This is a genomic window from Pseudomonas sp. TH32, from assembly GCF_016650855.1.
Classification (GTDB): Bacteria; Pseudomonadota; Gammaproteobacteria; order Pseudomonadales; family Pseudomonadaceae; genus Aquipseudomonas.
In genome coordinates, this window is sequence record NZ_JAEKFA010000002.1 from 3,914,235 (window position 1) to 3,933,692 (window position 19,458).

Annotated in this window: 18 protein-coding genes and 1 pseudogene; 7 read left to right on the top strand and 12 right to left on the bottom strand. The window is 62.1% G+C overall.

Annotated features, from left to right (window positions below):
* Positions 1–45: 45 nt before the first annotated feature.
* On the bottom strand, positions 46–579 hold the full coding sequence (locus JFV30_RS21550; protein ID WP_169386084.1) for a gluconokinase: 534 nt from the start codon (positions 577–579) through the stop codon (positions 46–48).
* Positions 580–791: 212 nt separating this feature from the next.
* Here JFV30_RS21550 and JFV30_RS21555 point away from each other — a divergent pair, with 212 nt between their 5' ends.
* On the top strand, positions 792–1,823 hold the full coding sequence (locus tag JFV30_RS21555) for a LacI family DNA-binding transcriptional regulator (protein WP_201126229.1): 1,032 nt from the start codon (positions 792–794) through the stop codon (positions 1,821–1,823).
* 2 nt (positions 1,824–1,825) lie between these two features.
* Here JFV30_RS21555 and JFV30_RS21560 read toward each other — a convergent pair whose 3' ends face one another.
* The gene (locus JFV30_RS21560; protein WP_201125143.1) at positions 1,826–2,701 is read right to left on the bottom strand and encodes a LysR substrate-binding domain-containing protein; all 876 of its coding nucleotides are present in this window, start codon (positions 2,699–2,701) and stop codon (positions 1,826–1,828) included.
* Positions 2,702–2,809: 108 nt separating this feature from the next.
* On the opposite strand from JFV30_RS21560, the gene JFV30_RS21565 reads away from it, so the two are divergent.
* The 5 genes from JFV30_RS21565 to JFV30_RS21585 all read left to right on the top strand — a co-directional run bounded on the left by JFV30_RS21565 (position 2,810) and on the right by JFV30_RS21585 (position 6,812).
* Positions 2,810–3,238 (top strand): PACE efflux transporter, encoded by a 429-nt coding sequence (locus JFV30_RS21565; protein ID WP_201125144.1) that lies wholly within the window; start codon positions 2,810–2,812, stop codon positions 3,236–3,238.
* A 121-nt stretch (positions 3,239–3,359) separates the two neighbouring features.
* Complete coding sequence (locus JFV30_RS21570; protein ID WP_201125145.1) at positions 3,360–3,992, top strand: glutathione S-transferase family protein; 633 nt, start codon at positions 3,360–3,362, stop codon at positions 3,990–3,992.
* 16 nt (positions 3,993–4,008) lie between these two features.
* On the top strand, positions 4,009–4,746 hold the full coding sequence (locus JFV30_RS21575) for an NAD-dependent epimerase/dehydratase family protein (RefSeq protein ID WP_201125146.1): 738 nt from the start codon (positions 4,009–4,011) through the stop codon (positions 4,744–4,746).
* 11 nt (positions 4,747–4,757) lie between these two features.
* Positions 4,758–6,167, top strand: a complete 1,410-nt coding sequence (locus tag JFV30_RS21580; RefSeq protein WP_201125147.1) for an MFS transporter — start codon at positions 4,758–4,760, stop codon at positions 6,165–6,167.
* 135 nt (positions 6,168–6,302) lie between these two features.
* Positions 6,303–6,812 carry a hypothetical protein gene (locus JFV30_RS21585; protein WP_201125148.1) on the top strand — a complete coding sequence of 170 codons (510 nt, stop codon included), beginning with the start codon at positions 6,303–6,305 and terminating at the stop codon, positions 6,810–6,812.
* Positions 6,813–7,026: 214 nt separating this feature from the next.
* Here JFV30_RS21585 and JFV30_RS33705 read toward each other — a convergent pair whose 3' ends face one another.
* The 3 genes and pseudogenes from JFV30_RS33705 to JFV30_RS21595 all read right to left on the bottom strand — a co-directional run bounded on the left by JFV30_RS33705 (position 7,027) and on the right by JFV30_RS21595 (position 9,383).
* Positions 7,027–7,599, bottom strand: a complete 573-nt coding sequence (locus JFV30_RS33705) for a methyl-accepting chemotaxis protein (RefSeq protein ID WP_371132976.1) — start codon at positions 7,597–7,599, stop codon at positions 7,027–7,029.
* 18 nt (positions 7,600–7,617) lie between these two features.
* Positions 7,618–8,346 (bottom strand): annotated as a pseudogene (locus JFV30_RS33710) (PAS domain-containing protein); the annotation flags it as partial.
* A 167-nt stretch (positions 8,347–8,513) separates the two neighbouring features.
* Positions 8,514–9,383: a LysR family transcriptional regulator gene (locus tag JFV30_RS21595; RefSeq protein WP_169386089.1), complete on the bottom strand. Its 870-nt coding sequence runs from the start codon at positions 9,381–9,383 to the stop codon at positions 8,514–8,516.
* A 98-nt stretch (positions 9,384–9,481) separates the two neighbouring features.
* On the opposite strand from JFV30_RS21595, the gene gstA reads away from it, so the two are divergent.
* Positions 9,482–10,084 (top strand): glutathione transferase GstA, encoded by a 603-nt coding sequence (gene gstA, locus JFV30_RS21600; RefSeq protein WP_201125150.1) that lies wholly within the window; start codon positions 9,482–9,484, stop codon positions 10,082–10,084.
* Positions 10,085–10,191: 107 nt separating this feature from the next.
* Here gstA and JFV30_RS21605 read toward each other — a convergent pair whose 3' ends face one another.
* The 7 genes from JFV30_RS21605 to JFV30_RS21635 form a co-directional block, all read right to left on the bottom strand.
* Positions 10,192–11,586 (bottom strand): HAL/PAL/TAL family ammonia-lyase, encoded by a 1,395-nt coding sequence (locus tag JFV30_RS21605; protein ID WP_201125151.1) that lies wholly within the window; start codon positions 11,584–11,586, stop codon positions 10,192–10,194.
* Complete coding sequence (locus JFV30_RS21610; RefSeq protein WP_201125152.1) at positions 11,583–12,587, bottom strand: ornithine cyclodeaminase family protein; 1,005 nt, start codon at positions 12,585–12,587, stop codon at positions 11,583–11,585. Before JFV30_RS21610 ends, JFV30_RS21605 begins: the two co-directional genes overlap by 4 nt.
* 237 nt (positions 12,588–12,824) lie before the next feature.
* Entirely contained in the window at positions 12,825–13,751 is a 927-nt protein-coding gene (locus JFV30_RS21615) for an aliphatic sulfonate ABC transporter substrate-binding protein (RefSeq protein ID WP_201125153.1), read from the bottom strand.
* Entirely contained in the window at positions 13,751–14,746 is a 996-nt protein-coding gene (locus JFV30_RS21620) for an ABC transporter substrate-binding protein (protein WP_201126230.1), read from the bottom strand. The genes JFV30_RS21615 and JFV30_RS21620 overlap by 1 nt, the downstream gene beginning before the upstream one ends.
* A gap of 241 nt (positions 14,747–14,987) precedes the next feature.
* Positions 14,988–17,627, bottom strand: coding sequence for a TonB-dependent receptor (locus tag JFV30_RS21625; RefSeq protein ID WP_201125154.1), 2,640 nt, complete (start codon positions 17,625–17,627; stop codon positions 14,988–14,990).
* Positions 17,628–17,880: 253 nt separating this feature from the next.
* Complete coding sequence (locus tag JFV30_RS21630; protein WP_201125155.1) at positions 17,881–18,816, bottom strand: FecR domain-containing protein; 936 nt, start codon at positions 18,814–18,816, stop codon at positions 17,881–17,883.
* Positions 18,813–19,322 (bottom strand): sigma-70 family RNA polymerase sigma factor, encoded by a 510-nt coding sequence (locus tag JFV30_RS21635; RefSeq protein WP_010169846.1) that lies wholly within the window; start codon positions 19,320–19,322, stop codon positions 18,813–18,815. The genes JFV30_RS21630 and JFV30_RS21635 overlap by 4 nt, the downstream gene beginning before the upstream one ends.
* Positions 19,323–19,458 lie beyond the last annotated feature (136 nt).

Consider the following 19,458-nt stretch of genomic DNA (forward strand, 5'->3'; position numbering starts at 1 on the left):
AAAAATTCAGTGCAGGCGGACAGCGCTATCTTGTCCGGCAAAAAATTATTTGTTTGGTTCAAAGCCGTGTTCGAGCCACCAGGCATTGGTTTGCTCGGCCAGCTCTTCGACGCTGTCTACGCTGGCGTTGAGGGCCAGGGTCAACGGCTCACCCACCGGCGATTCAAGGGTGGCGAACTGGCTGTCTATGAGGCTTGCCGGCATGAAATGGCCGGGGCGATGGGACACACGGTCGGCGGCGACTTCGCGGGTCAGCTCCAGAAACACAAAGCCCAGGCCCGGCGCGGCTTCGCGCAGGTGGTCGCGGTATTTCTTTTTCAGGGCCGAACAGGTGAGCACCGGATGCTCGCCGGCTTTGAGCGAGCGGCGCAGTTCATCGCACAGGATGTCGAGCCAGCCGGCGCGGTCGTCGTCGTTAAGGGGATGGCCTGCGCTCATCTTCTCGATGTTCGCGGCGGGGTGAAAGCTGTCGCCTTCGATGGCGGTGGCGCCGTTCAGCAGGCACAGGGCCTCGCTGACGCTGGACTTGCCACAGCCGGAAACACCCATGATCACGAGGGCAGTAACAGGTTGACTCATGAAACACCTCAAGACGCAGATAGCGCTACCTTTGCACGCTGTAAGGCTAGTGCAAAAACAGGCTCTTCCCGCGCCGTCTTGTCATTTTTATGGAGTGACGCGTGCATCTGCTCCAAAGGTTTGAACGGGAACAGGCATCCCGACGTTCAAGAATTTGCAGGGTCTTGGAGACAGCGCTACCTTAGTGCCTCGATTTTTGTTTGGCAAGCCGCCTGATGACTCCCAAGAACGATAAAAATACCCGCACCACGGGCCGCCCTACCCTGAATGAAGTAGCCCGCCTGGCCGGCGTAAGCCCGATTACCGCCTCCCGGGCCTTGCGCGGCATCAGCACCGTGGCCACCGAACTGGTGGAAAAAGTGCAAAAAGCCGCCGCCGAATTGAGCTACGTGGTCAACCCGGCCGCCCGTGCCCTGGCGTCCGCCCAGAGCCAGTCGGTGGTGGTGTTGGTACCGTCGCTGTCCAACCTGCTGTTTATCGAAACCCTGGAAGCCATCCACCAGGTACTGCGGCCCAAAGGCTTTGAAGTGCTGATCGGCAACACCCACTATTCCCGCGACGAAGAAGAAGACCTGCTGCGCAACTACATGGCCTACCAGCCACGGGGGTTGCTGCTGACCGGGTTTGACCGTACGGAAAGTGCCCGGCGAATGGTGGAATCAAGCAACGTGCCGTGTGTGTACATGATGGACCTGGACCCGGGCGCCGGATTGAACTGCGTAGGATTCTCGCAGTTGAACGCCGGGGAAACGGCGGCCGCGCATCTCATCTCGCGGGGTCGCAAACGCCTGGCCTACATCGGTGCGCAACTGGACCAGCGCACGTTATTGCGCGGTGAAGGCTTTCGCCGGGCGTTGCAGCAGGCGGGGTTGTACGACCCGGCGCTTGAAGTGCTGACGCCACGGCCATCGTCAGTGGGGTTGGGCGGTGAGTTGTTCCTGCAACTGCTGGCCAGCCATCCGGATGTGGACGCGATCTTCTTTGGTAACGACGACCTGGCTCAGGGCGCGTTGCTGGAAGCACTGCGCCATGGCATCAAAATACCGCAGCAGATCTCGGTGCTGGGCTTCAACGACCTGCCCTCCTCCTCGTTCATGGTGCCGCGTTTGAGCAGCATCAGTACGCCTCGCGAAGCCATTGGCCGGCGCGCGGCAGAGCATTTGCTGACGGTGATGGCCGGTAACAAGATCGCCCGGCCGGTGGTGGACATGGGGTTTGAGCTGAAGGTGCGCGAGAGTACCTGACCCTACACGCTCAAAAACCTGACCAACTCAGCCGCGCCCTTGCGCAGCGGCTGATGTTTCAACCACACCGCATTCACCACCATCGCCAGGCCATTTTCGATATTCCTGAAGCTCAGGCGCTTGAGCCGGCCCGCCTCCAGCAACGGCGCCACCGCCGACAACGGAAAGTTACCCCAGCCAAATCCTGCCTCCACCATCTCCAGCGCCATCCCCAGGCTATCGGTGCGCCAGCAGGATTGCCCGATAAGCGGGCGACTGTCACTCAGGGGCAAATCTGCGCTGGCCACCACAATCTGTCGCACCTGAACCAGGTCCTCCAGAAATGGCTCGCCACTGCCCTGAAACTTGGGATGCAGGGGGCTGATGCAGGCGATCAACTGCTCACTGCCGATAAACTGAAAACGCTCCAGCGCATTAACACTCAAGCCGGCAAACGTCAGGCCCACACTCACCCGGCCGCTGTGCAGCCAGCGCAATACCTCATCCTGCGGCGCCGTCAGCACCTCGATTTCCAATAGCGGGTAATGCCGGGAAACCGCGCCGATGGCGGCCAGTAAACGGCGAGTATCCAGCTCAGTCACCACCCCGATGGAGAGCTTGCTTTCCAACCCCTGGGACAACTGCAACGCATGCACCTGCAACTGCTTGAACTGGTCGGCAATCAATCGTGCATGCGGCAGCAGGGCCATGGCCAGAGCGGTAGGCGCTGGCTCGCGATGCGTGCGATCAAACAGCGGGTAGCCCAGCTCGGCCTCAAGGTTGGCGATGCCCATGCTCACCGCCGACGGCACCTTACCCAGCGACCGCGCAGCAGCTGAAAAGGAGCCCTTGTCCACAACGGCCAGGAACAATTCAACGCTGTCATTGGTAAAAGCCACGTCACCACCTATCAATAAAACTGAAAGCTACTGACTTTTTCTATCAGTAATACTGAGGCTATCTTCTGCGCCTTCTGACGCTCCTGTCACGAAAAAAGAGGAAGTTGCATGCAAGGCGTAAAACGCAAACTGGTCTATGTGGCGCTGTATGAAGTGATCGGCATGACCTTTTCCGCCCTCGGCCTGGCCCTGCTGTCCGGTACCCACCCTTCCAGCACCGGCCCGCTGGCGGTCATCATCACCACCATTGCGGTGACCTGGAACTTCATCTACACCTCACTCTTCGAGCGTTGGGAATGCCGTCAGGCCGACCGCACCCGCACCGTCAAACGGCGCATCGCCCATGCCGTAGGCTTCCAGCTGACCCTGATCGTTTTCCTGATCCCGCTGATTGCCTGGTGGATGAACATCAGCCTGGTGCAAGCCTTCCTGCTGGACCTGGCGCTGATCATTTTCATTCCGTGCTACACCTTTGCCTTCAACTGGCTGTTCGATCGCACGTTTGGGTTGCCGGCTTCAGCGCTGCCGGCGAATTGATGGATCAAGAATCACCACTGATCTAACAGACCGCAAGCCAGCTCCTACATTTTTGGTCGTCGTCGGCTGATGCCCCTGCTAAATTGCCTCCCTGCCTTCTCACCGTCGCCAGGAAAGCACCATGGGCCATTCGCTGAAAATCTTGGGTCGCACCTCCTCTATCAACGTGCGAAAAGTCCTGTGGACCTGCCAGGAGCTGGCTATTCCCTACGAGCGCGAAGACTGGGGCATCGGCTTCACGCCCACCCAATCCCCCGAATTCCTGGCCCTGAACCCTAACGCCCAAGTCCCGGTACTCATCGACGACAACGGCGTGCTGTGGGAATCCAATACCATCTGCCGCTACCTCGTGGGCCTGCACCAACGCCACGACCTGCTACCCGCCGAACCGGCAGCCCGTGCCAAAGTGGAGCAATGGATGGATTGGCAAGCCACCGAACTCAACCCGTCCTGGAGCTACGCCTTCCACGCCCTGGTGCGCAAAAACCCGGACTACCAAGACCCGCAACGCCTCGCTGCCGGTGTGCGCGGCTGGAACGACAAGATGGGCCTGCTGGAACAGCAACTGACCAAAACCAATGCCTACGTGGCCGGTAATGCGTTCACACTGGCCGACATCCTCATCGGTCTGTCCGTACACCGCTGGCGGATGACGCCTATGGAGCATCCCTCCTACCCGGCTGTCAGCGCCTACTACGCAACCCTCAGCCAGCGCCCTGGCTTCAAGGCCTTCGCCCTCGACGGCCACAACTAAAAACAAGGACGACACAATGAACGGACTCAACGTACTGCTCACTGGCGCTTGCGGCCGCATCGGCAAGACGTTTTTCGAAGCCTCGAAAGACCGCTACCGCTTCACCCTCACCGACCGCATCGAGCCGGATTTCGCCCTCGGCGAACACCGCTTCGTGCACGCTGACCTGAGCGACAAAACCAGCCTCACCGCGCTGCTCGACGGGATTGACGTGATCGTGCACCTGTCGGGCATCCCCCACGCCAGCGCCACCTTCGACGAGTTGCTGCCCAACAACATCCTGGCCACCACGTACCTGTTCGAAGCCGCCGTGGCCGCCGGGGTAAAACGCCTGGTGTTCGCCAGCAGCGCCCAGACCATCGAAGGCTACCCGGTCGACCGCCAGATCACCCCCGGCATGCCCGTATTGCCCGCCAACCTGTACGGCGTGAGCAAATGCTACGGCGAGGCCTTGTGCGGTTTTTACGCCGCCAAAACCCCGCTCTCCACCATCGCCCTGCGCATCGGTGCGTTTGAATTCCCCGAAACCCACGACCTGAACAACGCCCGCGACCTCAGCGCCTGGCTCAGCCCGCGGGACGCCGTGCAGTTGCTGCAACGTTCGGTGGAAACCATCGGGGTGAAACACCTCATCGCCCACGGCATTTCCAATAACCGTTTCAAACGCCTGGACCTCAGCGAAACAACCCGTGTGCTGGGTTACCAACCGCTGGATGATGCGTTTCAGGCATTCGAGATCCCGATCACTTACTGAGTCTTCTGCCCATGTCTTCACCCTCTACCGCAGACGGCATCGACCCGATCCGCGCCGCCCACATCAGCGCGCGCATCGACCGGCTGCCCGCCGTCGCCACCGTGTGGCGCCTGGTGGCGTTGCTGTCGATTGGCGGCTTTTTCGAGCTGTATGACCTGTTCCAGACCGCCTACATCAGCCCGGGCTTGATCAGTGACGGGATTTTCCACACCGGCAGCCAGGGCGTATTCGGCTTCTCCGACCAGGCGGCCTTTGCCTCGGCCACCTTCCTCGGCCTGTTCCTCGGTGCCAGCCTGCTCAGCCCGATTGCCGACCGCTACGGGCGCCGGGCGATCTTCACCTTTGCGCTGATCTGGTACACCGTCGCCACTGTGCTGATGGGTATTCAGACCTCTGCCTTGGGGATTATCTGTATGCGCTTCCTGGTGGGCATCGGCCTCGGCATCGAGCTGGTGACCATCGATGCCTATCTTTCGGAACTGGTGCCCAAGCGCATGCGCAGCTCGGCGTTTGCCTTTGCGTTTTTCATCCAGTTCCTGTCGGTGCCGGCGGTGGCCTTGATGTCGTGGTGGCTGGTGCCCCAGGCGCCGTTCGGGGTCTCTGGCTGGCGCTGGGTGGTGCTGAGCAGTGCGGTGTTTGCGCTGTTTATCTGGCAACTGCGCAAACGCCTGCCGGAGTCACCGCGCTGGCTCGCGCAAAAAGGCCGTTTTGATGAGGCCGGGCAGATCATGGACAGCCTTGAGGCACGTTGCCAGAAGGACCACGGCAAGCCTCTGGATGAACCGGAGCCGGAAGCCGTCAGCGTGCAGGGCCAAGGGCGGTTTGCCGATATCTGGCAACCGCCCTACCGGCGCCGGGCGTTGATGCTGATTGTGTTTCATGTGTTCCAGGCCATCGGCTTTTTCGGCTTTGGCAATTGGTTGCCGGCGCTGCTGTCGGGCCAGGGCGTGAGCGTGACCCACAGCTTGGGTTATGCCTTCATCATCACCCTCGCCTACCCGCTGGGGCCGCTGCTGTTTGTGAAGGTGGCCAACCGGTTTGAAAACAAATGGCAGATTGTCGGCTCGGCCCTGGGCGCGGTGATCTTCGGCAGTTTGTTCGCGCTGCAAACCACCGCCGTAGGGCTGGTGATCTGCGGGGTGATGATCACCTTCTGCAACGCCTGGCTGAGCTTCAGTTATCACTCCTACCAGAGCGAACTGTTCCCCACCAACATCCGCGCCCGGGCGGTAGGTTTCTGCTATTCGTTCAGCCGGTTGTCGACGGTGTTCAGCAGCTTGCTGATCGGTGTGATCCTTGAACACCTCGGTACGCCGGGCGTGTTGGCGTTTATCGCCAGCAGCATGTTGATCGTGATGATCACCATCAGCTGGTTCGGCCCGCGCACCCGCAACCTGGCGCTGGAGAACATTGCCCACTAGCGGCAAACAATGGCCGTCGGCACGCCAACGTTTGCCGACGGTGGCGGCCAAAAGCCCCGTAAACACGGGGCCATATCACTGGGCACGCTAATTGCTCCACCTGTGGGACCGCTCACATCCACAGGTGTCCTGATCATGCTGATCAACAACAATCCCCAGGCTCAGTCAACGATCCAACGCATCAAACGCGCCGACATGGACCCGGCCAACGCCGCAGCCAGCGCGCTGTACAGCGGCGCCGCACAAAACGTGCAGCAGGGCACCACCACTGTATCGACCACACAGGCAGCGGCCGACGCCACTGCCGACAACATCAATGCCGCCTTCGCCAAGACCCGTGTGCAGTTGCAAGCCACCACCGCAACCACCTCGACCACCGATACGGCCAAGACTGACTCGACCACTTCGGCCCGCAGTGACTTCACCGACTACATGAAGAAAAGCCCGGCCGAGCGCATCCGCGAGCAACTGCTCAAGGAACAGGGTTTGACCGAGGATGATGTGAAGAACATGCCTCAGGAAAAGCAGGACGCTATTTCCAAAGAAGTGGCAGAACGCCTGAAAGAGCAGCAGACGCAGCAGGTAGCGGCGAAGACGGCTGACCCGCAGGCGCAGAACGTGAAAGAAACCCTGGCTGCGATCTAAGCCCTGACGATACAAATCCTGTGGCGAAGGGCTTTCCTGTGGTGAGGGGGCTTGTCCCCCGTTGGGCTGCGAAGCAGCCCTAATCCGGTCGCCGCGTTCCTTCTGATGGAATGAGGTGGCCGCTTTTGGGGCTGCTGCGCAGCCCAACGGGGGACAAGCCCCCTCACCACAAAAGCTCCCTCGCCACAGGTTATTGCTCGACCATAATGGTGTGTTACTGCAGTTGTAGTGTCGAGTTGAACTGACTGATCGCATCCACCACATGCCGTGACCCTTCCTGAATCTCCAGGATCACCTGCCCCGCCTCATTCGCCAGCTCCACCCCAAGCCCCGTACGGCTCAAGCTCGACTGCATGCTCGACACCGCGCTGATCGACAGGTCGTGGTTCTTGCGCACCACGTCCACAATCTCGATCGTCGCCTGGCTGGTGCGCGCCGCCAGACTGCGCACCTCATCCGCCACCACCGCAAACCCGCGACCATGCTCACCGGCCCGGGCCGCTTCGATCGCGGCGTTCAGCGCCAGCAGGTTGGTCTGGTCGGCGATGCCGCGAATGGTCTGGACGATGGTGCCGATGATGTCCGACTGTTTGCTCACCGCATCGATACTCACGGCGGCTTCGTTAAGGTCGCGGGAAATTTCTTCGATGATCTGCACGGTCTGCTGCACCACTTCCGACCCCTTGCGGGCACAGGCGTCGTTCTGCACCGAGGTGGCGTGGGCCGAGTCGGCGGCGGTGCGCAAGGTGGTGACCTGGTCAGTGATGTCGCTGGCGAACTTCACCACTTTGTACAGGCGCCCGTTGGCATCGAAGATCGGGTTGTAGGAGGCTTCCAGGAACAGCGTCTGACCGTATTTGTTTTTGCGCTCGAAACGATGGGAGTGGTACTCGCCACGATTGAGGGAAGCCCAGAACGCCTTGTAAGTCGGCGACTCGGTTTCGTGACGATGGCAGAACATGCTGTGGTGCTGGCCGACGATTTCGTTGAGGGAATAGCCGACTGTCTTCAGGAAGTTGTCGTTGGCATTCAGGATCTGGCCTTGCGGGGTGAATTCGATCACCGCCATGGAGCGGCCGATGGCGTCGATCAGGCTCTGGTTTTCATGCTCGCGGTGAATCCGCGCCGAGATGTCCGAGGCGACCTTGATCACGCTCTGCACCTGGTTGTCGGCACCGAGCACCGGCATGTAGCTGGCTTCCAGCCACACTTCCTGGCCATGCTTGTTCAAGCGCATGAAGGTGCCGCTGAGGGCCTCGCCCCGCGCCAGGTCGCGCCAGAGCTTGGCGTAGGCATCGGTGTGGGTGTAGGCCTCTTCGCAGAAAATCCGGTGATGTTTGCCACGGATTTCTTCAGCGCTGTAGCCCATGGTCTTGCAGAAGTTTTCATTGGCATCCAGCACGATGCCGTTGCGATCAAACTCGATCATCGCCATGGAGCGGCTGATGGCGGCCAATTTAGCCTTGGCTTCGGAGAGGGCACAGGAGAAGCGTTCGATTTCCAGCAGGTCGGTTTTGTGTTGGCGGTTGAACATGTCAGATCACCCTTTATTTTCCCGACGCCCACGCGGGCGCATTCCATTCACGGTTTGAATCTTGATCGCAGACCTTTATGGGGAAACCTATCCGAAACGCTTTATATGCCGAGCGTCATCAACGGTTCTGGGTGAGCATAGACAGGCGTTGGCGCTATGCAAGGCCACTAGTCAGCCAGCATTTGCAACAAAGCATTTACCGCTGCGGAGGGCGATTGATGGCGTGAAGTCACCAACGCAAACTCGCGGTGAACCGGCTCCGCCAGCGGCATGATGCGCAAGCCGTGGCGCTGGGCCGGCAGGGTCATCTCGGGCACCAGCGTCACACCCACGCCTTCGCGCACCAGGCTGAAAGCACTGTTCCACTCCCGCACTTCCACCCGCACCTCGCGCAACACCAGCCCGGCCTCCTGCGCCAGGCTGCGAGCGTTGACGGTGCAGCCGCCGGTGGCGAGCACGAACGGCTGCTCCACCAGTTCCTCCAGCGTGACCGTTGCCTGCGCAGGACGCCGGGATAACACGTGCGCCATCGGCAACACAGCCACCCAGTTATCGCGCCCCAGCACTGCGGCATTGCGCTCCGACGGCGGGTTGAGCACCACGCCCAGGTCGATCAGGTTCGCGTCGAGCAAGGTGTTCACTTCATCGTCGGTGACTTCCAGGGCCGTGACCTCAATGCCCGGGTAAAGCTGGTTGAACCGACGCAACAGCGGCGGCAGGAACACCGCCAGCACCATGGGGAAACTCGCGATGCGAATCGTCCCACGCAGCATGGGCCGCGCTTCGTCCACTGTGGTGCGAATCGCCTGCAAGGCCCCGAGCATCACCCGCGCCTGCTCGATCACTTGCAGGCCCAGGGCGGTGGGCACAGTCTGGCGCGCCTCGCGCACAAACAGTTGCGCACCCAGGTTGGCCTCCATGGCCGCCATCGCCTGGCTGGCCGCAGACTGGGTCATGCCGACGCGTTCGGAGGCGGCGGTAATACTGCCGTTGTCCGCCACAGCCACCAACAGGCGCCAGTGCATCAGGTTCATCATGGCAGTAGCTGTCCTTATGGCAGGATTCTGAAAGATTAATTTTACGCAAGGTGCCATGCCCAGGAGACTGAAGGCAACTGTCCTGCGGAGTTGTCCCGATGAAGCTGTATTTTTCCCCGAATGCCTGTTCCCTCGCCTCCCATATCGTGCTGCGGGAATTGGCCCTGCCGTTTGAATTGATTCGCGTCGACAACCAGAAAAAGCTCACGGCCGAGGGTGATGATTTCTTGCAGATCAACCCCAAGGGCTACGTGGCGGCACTGCAACTGGACAACGGCGAGGTGCTGACCGAAGGCGCCGCCATCCTGCAATACCTGGCCGACCAAGTGCCGGCGGCGGGCCTGGCACCGGTCAATGGCAGTTGGGAGCGGGTGCGTTTGCAGGAGTGGCTGAACTTTGTCTCCAGCGAGATTCATGGCGGGCTGGGGGTGCTGTTCAAGGACGCGATCCCTGCGGAGGTGAAGGCACTGTTCAAGGCCACGCTGTTCAAGCGGTTTGCGATTCTGGTGCAGACCCTGGAGCGTCAGGATTACCTGCTGGGCGCGCACTACTCGGTGGCGGATACGTACCTGTTTGTGGTGCTGCGTTGGGCGGGGTTCTTTGATATCGATTTGCAGCAGTGGCCGGCGCTGGCGAGATTTCAACAGCGGATCGGTGAACGCCCGGCAGTGATTGCCGCCCTGGCCGCTGAAAATCCATGACCTGAAATGCAGTCAAAAATGTGGGAGCTGGCTTGCCTGCGATAGCGATGGTGAATCCAACACCGCTATCGCAGGCAAGCCAGCTCCCACAGTTGATCTTCTTTGATTTAGAGAATGGGGTTCAAGCCTGCGTTCTCGATGAATGCTGCCAAGGCCAACACATCCACCGACCCCGAGCGATCCTGATCCAGGTGCGCCACCTGGCGGCGCACCGCCTGATGAATACGCCGGGTGCCCTGCCCCAGTTGAACCGTGCCGCGCAGGTCTACCGCCTGCGCGGCCACGATCAGTTCAATACTGCCCAGCCACACCACCCGCTGCACCAACTGCCGGGTTTTCTCGATCACTGTCAGCGCCTGGCCCGCGTAATCTTCCACGCGATCTGCCACCGGCACGCTCACCGCCGGGATTGGATTGGCCAAATGCCCGATCTCCGCCACCAACGCCGAACTGGTGCGCTGCAACGCGGCCATGCCCACATGCCCCGGCTGATTGATCAGAAAGCGCGGCAGCTCACTGGACGCCGGCGACAACAGTTTGGCTATCCGCTCGGCGCTGCACGCTGCCACACGGCTCAATGCCAGGCCCAATCCTTCTGCCGCCAGCGCCAGGTGCGTGCTGTCGAAATTCGCCGTGGCCAGCACCAAGGCCTCTTCGCTGATCAACGCCGGATTGTCCGCGCCGCTGGCCAGTTCCAGCTCAACCAGCTCACGCAGTTGCTGCACCGCTTGATGCGCCGCGCCCTGAACCACCGTGGCACAGCGAAAGCTCAACGGGTCTTGCAGGCGGCGTGGGTTGTCGGCCAATTCGCCGCCGTCCACCCACTGCAGCAACGCCGCTGACTGCTCACTCTGACCCGGCGCCGGACGCAACCGCGAAGCCCATGGCTGGAACGGACTGAGGTTGGCCCGATAACCCTCACACGACAACGCCAGCGCCGCCAACAGCGCCTGCAAGGCTCGCTCAGCCTCGGCCACCAGCAAGGCGCCAAGGCCGATACTCGCGGAGTTGGCCGACACCAGCGCCAGGCCATCCTTACCGGTCAGCGGCACATTCAGCGCCAGGCTCAAATGCGCCAACGGCGCCAGGTCGCTCTCGCCCAACGACCCGAGCAACGGCACCTCGGGCTCGACGCCGCTATTGAGCAAATCCAGCAGCGCCTGCGCCGCCCCCGGCGAAATGCCCGAGCGCCCCTGGGCCAACCCGGCCAGGCGGGCGGCGGTAATCGCCCGTAGTTCCTGTCGATTGGCCAGGCGCCCCACGCCCACCGCGCGCCCCAGTGGAATGCTGGCCTGCACCGGCGCCACGGGCGTATCCACCGCTGCACCGAGGCCGGTGGTCACGCCGTAAATCGGCGTGCCTTCAGCCACCAGGCGCTGCAACAGTTGATGGCCTTCGTCGATACGCTGGCGGGCGGCACTACTGAAATCAGCCGGCGCGTCTTGCCGGGCAATCGACAGCAAATCCTCAATTGCCAGGCCATTGGTATCGAAGTGAATCATGCCCAGCGCAGCCGCTGGCCGATCCCGAGGCGTCTGGATTTTTCCAGCAGCGCATGGCCCAACGCGATATCGCTGAGGCTCAACCCACGGTGCCAGAACAGGATGGTTTCCTCAGGGGATACCCGACCGGTTTTCAAGCCGGCCACGATCTGCCCCAACTCGGCATGCAAGGTCTCGGCGCTGAGTTTTCCGGCGTCGACATGGGCGCGCAATGCGCCAAACATGCCACCTTTGCACTGGCCCCAATCGTCCACCACCAGCTTGTGCATGATGTCGGTCAACGACAGTTCCACCGCGCTCATGGTGCCGTAGGGCACAACGAATGCACCGGGTTTGATCCACTCGGTATGCAGCAAGGGTTGGGGCTGATCCAGGCGTGACGCCTCGACCACAATGTCGGCGCCGCGCACCGTGGACTCCCAATCGTCGGTGACAATCACCGGCTTGCCGAGGTCGCGGCGCAGGCGTTCGGCGAACGCTTCGCGGCTTTCGCTGCGGCGCGAGTGCACGCGGATCTCGTCGAAGTCGAACAGGTGATCCAGCAAGCGCACGTTCCAATAGGCGGTGCCACGGGCGCCGATGTGCGCGAGGATTTTACTGTCGGGCCGGGCCAGGTATTTGGCGCCGATGGCGGTGACGGCGCCGGTGCGCATGTCGGTGATCGCCGAGGCGTCGAGGATGGCTTTGGGGATGCCGGTGGCCGGGTCCAGCAGGTTGAGAATCGCCAGTTCCGAGGGCAGGCCCTTGCGGTAGTTGTCGACAAAATCCCCCACCACCTTGACCCCGGCGTAGCCGATCGCGCCGCCCAATACGCCGCGCAGCACGTTGAAGTGGCCGTTGATATCGCCGCCGGGAATCAGGTGCATGCGCGGCTCGATCACCGCCTCACGGCGACCCTGGATGGCGAGGCTGGATTCGATGGCGTTGAGGATTTCGTCGTTGGTCAGGGCCAGTTCGTCGATGTCCAGGCCGTTGAGAAAGTCGATGTAGATCGGTTGCATGGTCTGCTCACTGATGGGTTACGAAGGGACCTTGAGAATTTTTTTTGTGGCCGGAAGGCTCGTTGTGGCGAGGGGGCTTGTCCCCCGTTGGGCCGCGAAGCGGCCCCAATAAGATCGCCGAGCTTTTTCAGACAGAGCGGGTTGGCAGGTTTCAGGGCTGCTTCGCAGCCCAACGGGGGACAAGCCCCGTCACCACAAAAGCTCCCTCATCACAGGGGTACTCGCATACCGGAAAAGTTACGGGGCCTTGAACACGACTTGCTGCACATCGACCTTTTTCGGGATCAGGCCGTTGGCAAAAAACGCGTCGGCCGTGCGTTGCTGGTTGGCAATGTCCACGGCTTCCAGTGGCCGGCTCGGCGTCGGCGAGCGATGCTGGAAGTAGCTTTCCACCACCGCCGGCTGCAGGCCCAGGGTCTTGGCCATCAGCGCGACGCTTTGGTCATGCTCATCCAGAGACAACCGCTGCGCCTGGGCAAACACCTTGAGGATCGCGGCAATCGCCTGCGGGTGTTGCTTGGCGAACGGGCCGCTGGCGATGAAGAAACTGCCCGCCGGATTCAACCCCTGGCCATCCCCCAATACTTTTGCCGAGCCGTCCACCACGGCCGCCGAGTAGTACGGGTCCCACACCACCCACGCGTCGACCTTGCCTTGTTCAAACGCCGCACGGCCGTCGGAGGGCGACAGGTACACCACGTTCACGTCCTTCCACTGCAAGCCGGCCCGCAGCAGGCTTTTGAGGAACAGGTTGTGGGCGCTGGAGCCCTTGAGCAGCGCCACGCGTTTGCCCTTGAGTTCGGCCACGCTCTGCACGGTGCTGTCTTTGGGCAGCAGGATGGCTTCGGTGCGCCCGTCATTGGGTTCGACGCCGATGTAGCGGATGTCGATGCCGGCGGCCTGGGCGAAGATCGGCGGGATGTCACCGATGTTGCCGATGTCGATACTGCCGCCGTTCAAGGCTTCGATCAGCGGCGGGCCGCCGAGGAATTCGATCCACTCGACCTTGGTGCCCGGCAGCCCTTCTTCGAACAGGTGATGCTCACGGGCGAGCACCATGCTCACCGAGCTTTTCTGGTAGCCGACGCGCAGGGTGGCCGGTTCTGCCGCCAGCAGGGGCCCGGCGCACAGCGCCAACAGTGTGGCTGCGATGAGCTTGCGCATCAGAGACTCTCCTTGACCTTGGCCGCGACGTCCGCCGGCACCCATTGCTGCCAGACCTGCGGTTGTTCTTTCAGGAACGCTTCAGCCACCAGGCGCGGCGCGGTGCGCTTCTCGGCCATTTGCGCGAGGATGCCGTTGAGCAGGTCAATCGGCAGGTCGACCTTTTCAAAGAACGTCACCAGTTGCGGGTACTGCGCCTTGAATGGTGCCGACACGCCAATCGCCAAGTGCGCCGGCATCGAACGGGTACCGATGGGGTGCGGGTTGTTGGCGTCGGCCAGGGTCTTCCAGGCTTCGGCGTTGAACGGTGGTTCTTCCAGTTTGATCAACTTGAAGCGACCCAGCAGGGGCGTCGGCGACCAGTAGTAGAACAGCACCGGCTTGCCGCGACGGATCGACGAAGCCACCTCCGCATCCAGCGCCGCGCCGGAGCCGGTGCGGAAGTTGACGAAGCTGTCGGTCAGGCCGTAGGCCTTGATCTTCTGGCTGTTGACGATCTCCGAGGTCCAGCCGGTGGGGCTGTTGAGGAAGCGCCCACGGGTCGGGTCTTCGGGGTCGCGGAACACGTCTTTGTAGCGGGCCAGGTCGGCGACGGATTTAAGCTCCGGGGCCAGGGGTTTGATGCCGCGTTCGGCGTCGCCCTTGATCACGTATTCCGGCACCCACCAACCTTCGGTGGCGCCTTTGACGGTGTCGCCCAGGCCGAACACTTTGCCTTCGCTTTCGGCCTTGACCCACGCCGGACTGCGCCCGGCCCATTCTTCGCCGATCACCTGGATATCGTCCTTGGCCAGGGCGGCTTCCAGGCTCACGGTGCTGCCGGGCAAGGTGTCGGTGGGCAGGCCGTAGCCTTTCTCGACAATCAGGCGCAGCACTTCGGTGATCAGGCTGCCGCTTTCCCAGGTGATGTCACCGAAGTGGATCGGTTTGACGGGTTCGGCGGCCGGGGTGTGTTGGGCCAACAAGCTCAGTGCCAGGAGGCTGCTGCTCAGTATTTTTTCAAGTGGTTCATCGTCAACCTCGTAGTTGTTCGGTGAAAGAAGGTGATTCCAATGGGGTGAACGGGCCTCATGTGGTGAGCGGGCTTGCCCCGCGCCGGGCTGCGGAGCAGCCCCAATCAAGTCACCGTGTTCCTGCAGACAGAACTCGGCAGCCGGTTTTAGGGCTGCTTCGCAGCCCGGCGCGGGGCAAGCCCGCTCACCACAAAAAAACTTATCCACCTAAGTTTGGTGTCGGTTAAAAGTCATAACTGAGCCGCGTGTAGTAAAACGCCCCTTCCGGCGCCGTCGGCGACAGGTAGCTGTATTGCTGGCCCGGGGTCTGGCGCAAACGGGTGTTGTAGTCGTCAGGCTTGCTGTCGAACAGGTTGTTGACGCCCACCGACACCCGCAGTTGTTTGGTAAAGGCGTAGTTCACGTCCAGGTCGGTGGTCCATTGCGCGCTGAAGGTCTGGTCGTATTGGGCGTTGGCTTCGCTGGACGCATATTTGCGGTACTTGCCGTAACGGGTTTCGTTGAGGGCGATGGTCCATTGGTTGAGTTTGTGGACCGCGCCAAACACCAGCTTGTCTTCCGGGTAACCGTGCTCCAGGAAGCCTCGGGATTCGCGGGTCAGCACTTCAAAGCCGTTGGGGTTTTCGTGGACTTTTTCGATGGTGGTACGGGCCTTGGTGTAGCCCGCCGACAGGTTCAGGTTGCCGAACTGCTCAAGGTCCAGGTTGTACTTGCCCACGATGTCGACGCCACGGGTGCGGGTGTCGGCGGCGTTGGTCATGAACTGCGCCCAGGAGTACTGGCCGTAGCCGGCATCCTTGAGGATCTGCTCGGCCAGCGGCCCGGAAATGCCGCCGCTGAACAGCAGGCGGTCACGAATCGAAATCTGATAGGCATCGATGGTCAGCGAGGCCTGCTCGGTTGGGCGCAGCACCAGGCCCAGGGAGTAGTTGGTGGACTTCTCGGGCTTCAGCGGCTGGGCGCCCAGGGCACGGGCGGCCGGGTTGTCGGCCGGCAGCATGCGGGTCAGCACCGGGTTGCCGTTGGCGTCGAGGTTGGTGGTGGTGGTCCAGGAGGTGCCGATTTGGCCCAGGCTGGGGGCGTGGTAGGCGTTGTTGACCGTGGCCCGCAGGCCGACTTTCGGGGAGAAGTCGTAGCGCGCCGAGAGCTTGCCGGTGGTGGCCGACCCGAAGTCCGAGTAGTGCTCGGTACGCCCGGCAATACCGACCTGGAGCTTGTCGGTCACCTGGTTTTCCAGGCCGAAGTACACGCCGCCCACGTCACGCTTGAAGGTGCCGGCGTCGTCCGGCGTCAGGCCCGAAGCCTGCACCGCCCCCACCTGCACACCATCGATGCCGCCATAGGAGTAGGAGTCGTAGTCGCCCGCCTCCAGCCGATATTGTTCATGCCGGTAGGCCACGCCCGCCGACACGGTGAGCGGATGGCTCGACCAGTCGACGTCCAGATCCTTGGCGTAATCCAGGGTGATGTTGGTCTGGTCGTTGACCAGGGTGGCGACGTTGAACTTGGTCGGGCTGTTCAGGCCATAGCTCGGGTTGACGGTGTTGAAGGCCAGTTCATCGTGTTCGTCGCGGCCATAGGTGGCGCTCAAATCGAAGCGGCCGATGCTCTCGTCTTCGTAGCGGGTGCCGACGGTGATTGCGCCGTCCTCATAGCGATAGCGGTATTTCGGAATGGTGCCGTTGGGGTAGATCCCTGCAACGTTGTTCGGGCTGCTGGCCAATAGTGGCGGCGTGTTGTTCACCGAAGTGTCCTGGCCGAACGTGGCGAAACTGTAGAGGCGCCACTGGTCGTTCAGGCCGATTTCGGCGTTGGCCGCCAGGTTGTATTTGTCGCGCCCGGCACCGCCCCAGCGCGGGTCTTGTACCTGGCCGTCGGCGACGTATTTGTCGCCGATGTCATCGGGTTTGTTGTTCAGGGTGTTGAAGCTCAGGGTCAGGAAACCGTCCCCCGGCAAGCCGATGCCGTACCAGCCGTCGGTGGTTTTGCTGAAGCCGTCGCCCTGGGCGTATTTGCCCAGTTGGGTGTTGATGCCGCCACCGCTGTCCCGCTCCTTGAGCACGATGTTGACCACACCGGCCACCGCGTCAGACCCGTACTGCGCCGAGGCACCATCGCGCAGCACTTCGACATGATCGATGGCGCTGATGGGGATCATGTCCAGGTCCACCGGCTGCGCGCCAATGAACGGCACGCCGCCGGAAATATTCACCACCGCCGAGGTGTGCCGGCGCTTGCCGTTGATCAGCACCAGGGTCTGGTCAGGCGACAGGCCGCGCAGGGAGGCGCCTTTGGGGTCTTGCCCGCGGGTCGCACTGTTGTTCTGTGGAAAGTTGAATGAAGGCAGCAGTTGGAACAGCGCCTGGTTAAGGCTGGTGGCGCCGGTTTGCTTGAGTTCTTCGGCATTGATCACATCCACCGGGGCGCTGCTGGTGAGGGCCGTGGCGTCGCTGCGACGGGTGCCGATGGCGACCACGCGGTCGAGGGTCGGCGCCTGGGCTTCGGCGGTTTGCGCCTTGATGCTGTTGCTGGCAGGCAGCGCTTTGGCGCCTTCCTTGATGATGAATGCACCGTCCGGGCTGACCTGGACTTGCAGGCCGGTGCCCTTGAGCGCGGCGTCTACCGCCTGTTGCGCTGACAGCGAACCGTCGACACGGGCCGAGGAATAGTTACCCAACTGCGGCGTGAACGAAATCACCTGGCCGCTCTGGCGGCTGATGTTCAGCAGCACCTCATCCAGCGGGCCGGGCGCGATGTGGTAGACCTGCCGCGCGTCTTCGGCGCTGGCTGCGAAGGACAGGAACAGACTGGCCAGCGGCACCAGGGCAAAGGTTCGAAGCGGTGTACGGTTGAATGGGCTCATGTTGGCTCCCCCCAAGGAAACTCCTGAGCGCTGCTCCCCGCAGCGCTTACGGGAGTGATGTGGGATGGCCGGGGCAAAACTTGCAGATCGTTTGGTTATGTCGTTAGAACCGACCTTTGGACGCGACTCGATCAAATGTGGGAGCTGTCGAGCTTCAGCGAGGCTGCGATGGGATCGACTCGGTGCAACTGCGGCACCGAGGTGTCTGCATCGCAGGCAAGCCAGCGCCCACATTGCCCGAGGCGAACCGTTTTTATGTGGCACTGACTGTCACCCACAAGCCGGTCCGGCGGGTGATATGGATCGGCAGCGTGCGGGCCAGGGTGTCGAGAATCTGGTCGGGATTGTCTAGGCGGTACAGGCCGCTGACCCGCAAACCTGCCGCGGACGGATCAAGGCGCAGTACACCGTTGTGGTACGGCCGCAGGGCATCGATCACCTCCACCAACGGGCGGTCGCGCACTTGCAGGAAGCCGTCGACCCACGCGGTCGCCCCTGAAGAACTGGCCAGCACCGGGCCGAAGCCGAAGCGGTCGTAAGTGACCTCGTGCCCGGCCTCCAGTTGCAGGCGCTCGCCGTTCTGGCCGTCGATCTCCAGCGCGCCATTGAGCGCCACCACGTGGCCCTGCCCTTCACGCTCGCGCAGCAACAGGCGGTTGCCATAGGCTCGCAGCCGGGCCTGGTCGGTCTGGATGAAAAACGGTCGGTTGCTGTCCTTGGCAATCTTCGCCAGCAGCTCGCCGTCGCGCAGGCGCACCACGCGGCGTTGCGGGTCGAACTGGATGTCGGCGGCACTGCGGGCGTTGAGCAGTAACTCGCTGCCATCGGCCAATTCCACGGTGCGCCGTTCGCCGGTGCCGGTGCGAATGTCGGCGGTCAAATCCTCCACCACCGGCCGGGCCAGCCAACCGGCGCCCAGCATCAGGCCAGCGCCGACCAGGGCGCCGCGCAACACGGTGCGGCGGCTGGAGGGCGCGTCCAGTGCCTGCTGCAATACCTTGCCGCTGACGCCTTGGGCCTGCGGAATTTGAAACACGCCGAGGCGGGTTTCCAGTTGTTGGCACAACGCTTCGTGGCGTGGGTCTTCGGCGCGCCATTGGTGGTAGCGCTGCCAGTCGGCGGCACTCGCCTCGCCGGAGCGCAGCAACACCACCCAGCGGGTGGCGCTGTCGATCAGTTCGTCGGTCATTCCAGGCACAGCCGCAGGCAGCGATTGACGGCGCGGGTCATGTAGTCGCTGACCGAGCGTTGGGAGATGCCCAGCTCCGCCGCGATTTCCGGGTAGGTCAGGCCATTGAGTTGCGACAGCAGAAAGGTCGCCTTGACCTTGGCCGGCAAGCCGTCGAGCAACTCGTCGATGGCCTGCAGGGCTTCGAGCATTTGCGCCAGGTCCTCAGGGGATGGCGCGGGCGAGGTTTCGTCCTGGTCGAGGGCGTCGAGGTAGGCGCGCTCCAGGTCACGGCGGCGCCACAGCTGGTACATCAGGCGCTGGGCGATGGTGGTGAGCAAGGCGCGAGGCTGGCGAATCGGCGCCACGCCCGGGGAACTCAAAAGCTGGACGAAGGTGTCGGCGGCGATGTCTTCGGCGTGGGCACGGGAATCGAGATGACGGTGCAAACGGCTGCACAGCCAGTCGTAATGACTGCGGAATAATCCGCCCACGTAGTCGCTGTGAGAAGTGTCGGCGCCGGACATAGTGGCTCCATCTGAGTAGGTTGCGCGTTATGTCCGGTGTTCCGGTGGAGCGATCCTAGCAAGGCTGCTTATTCTTTAATAATATTTAAAAGGTATTTTTATATAACCTATAGTTCCTATCCTCTACGTAACAGAT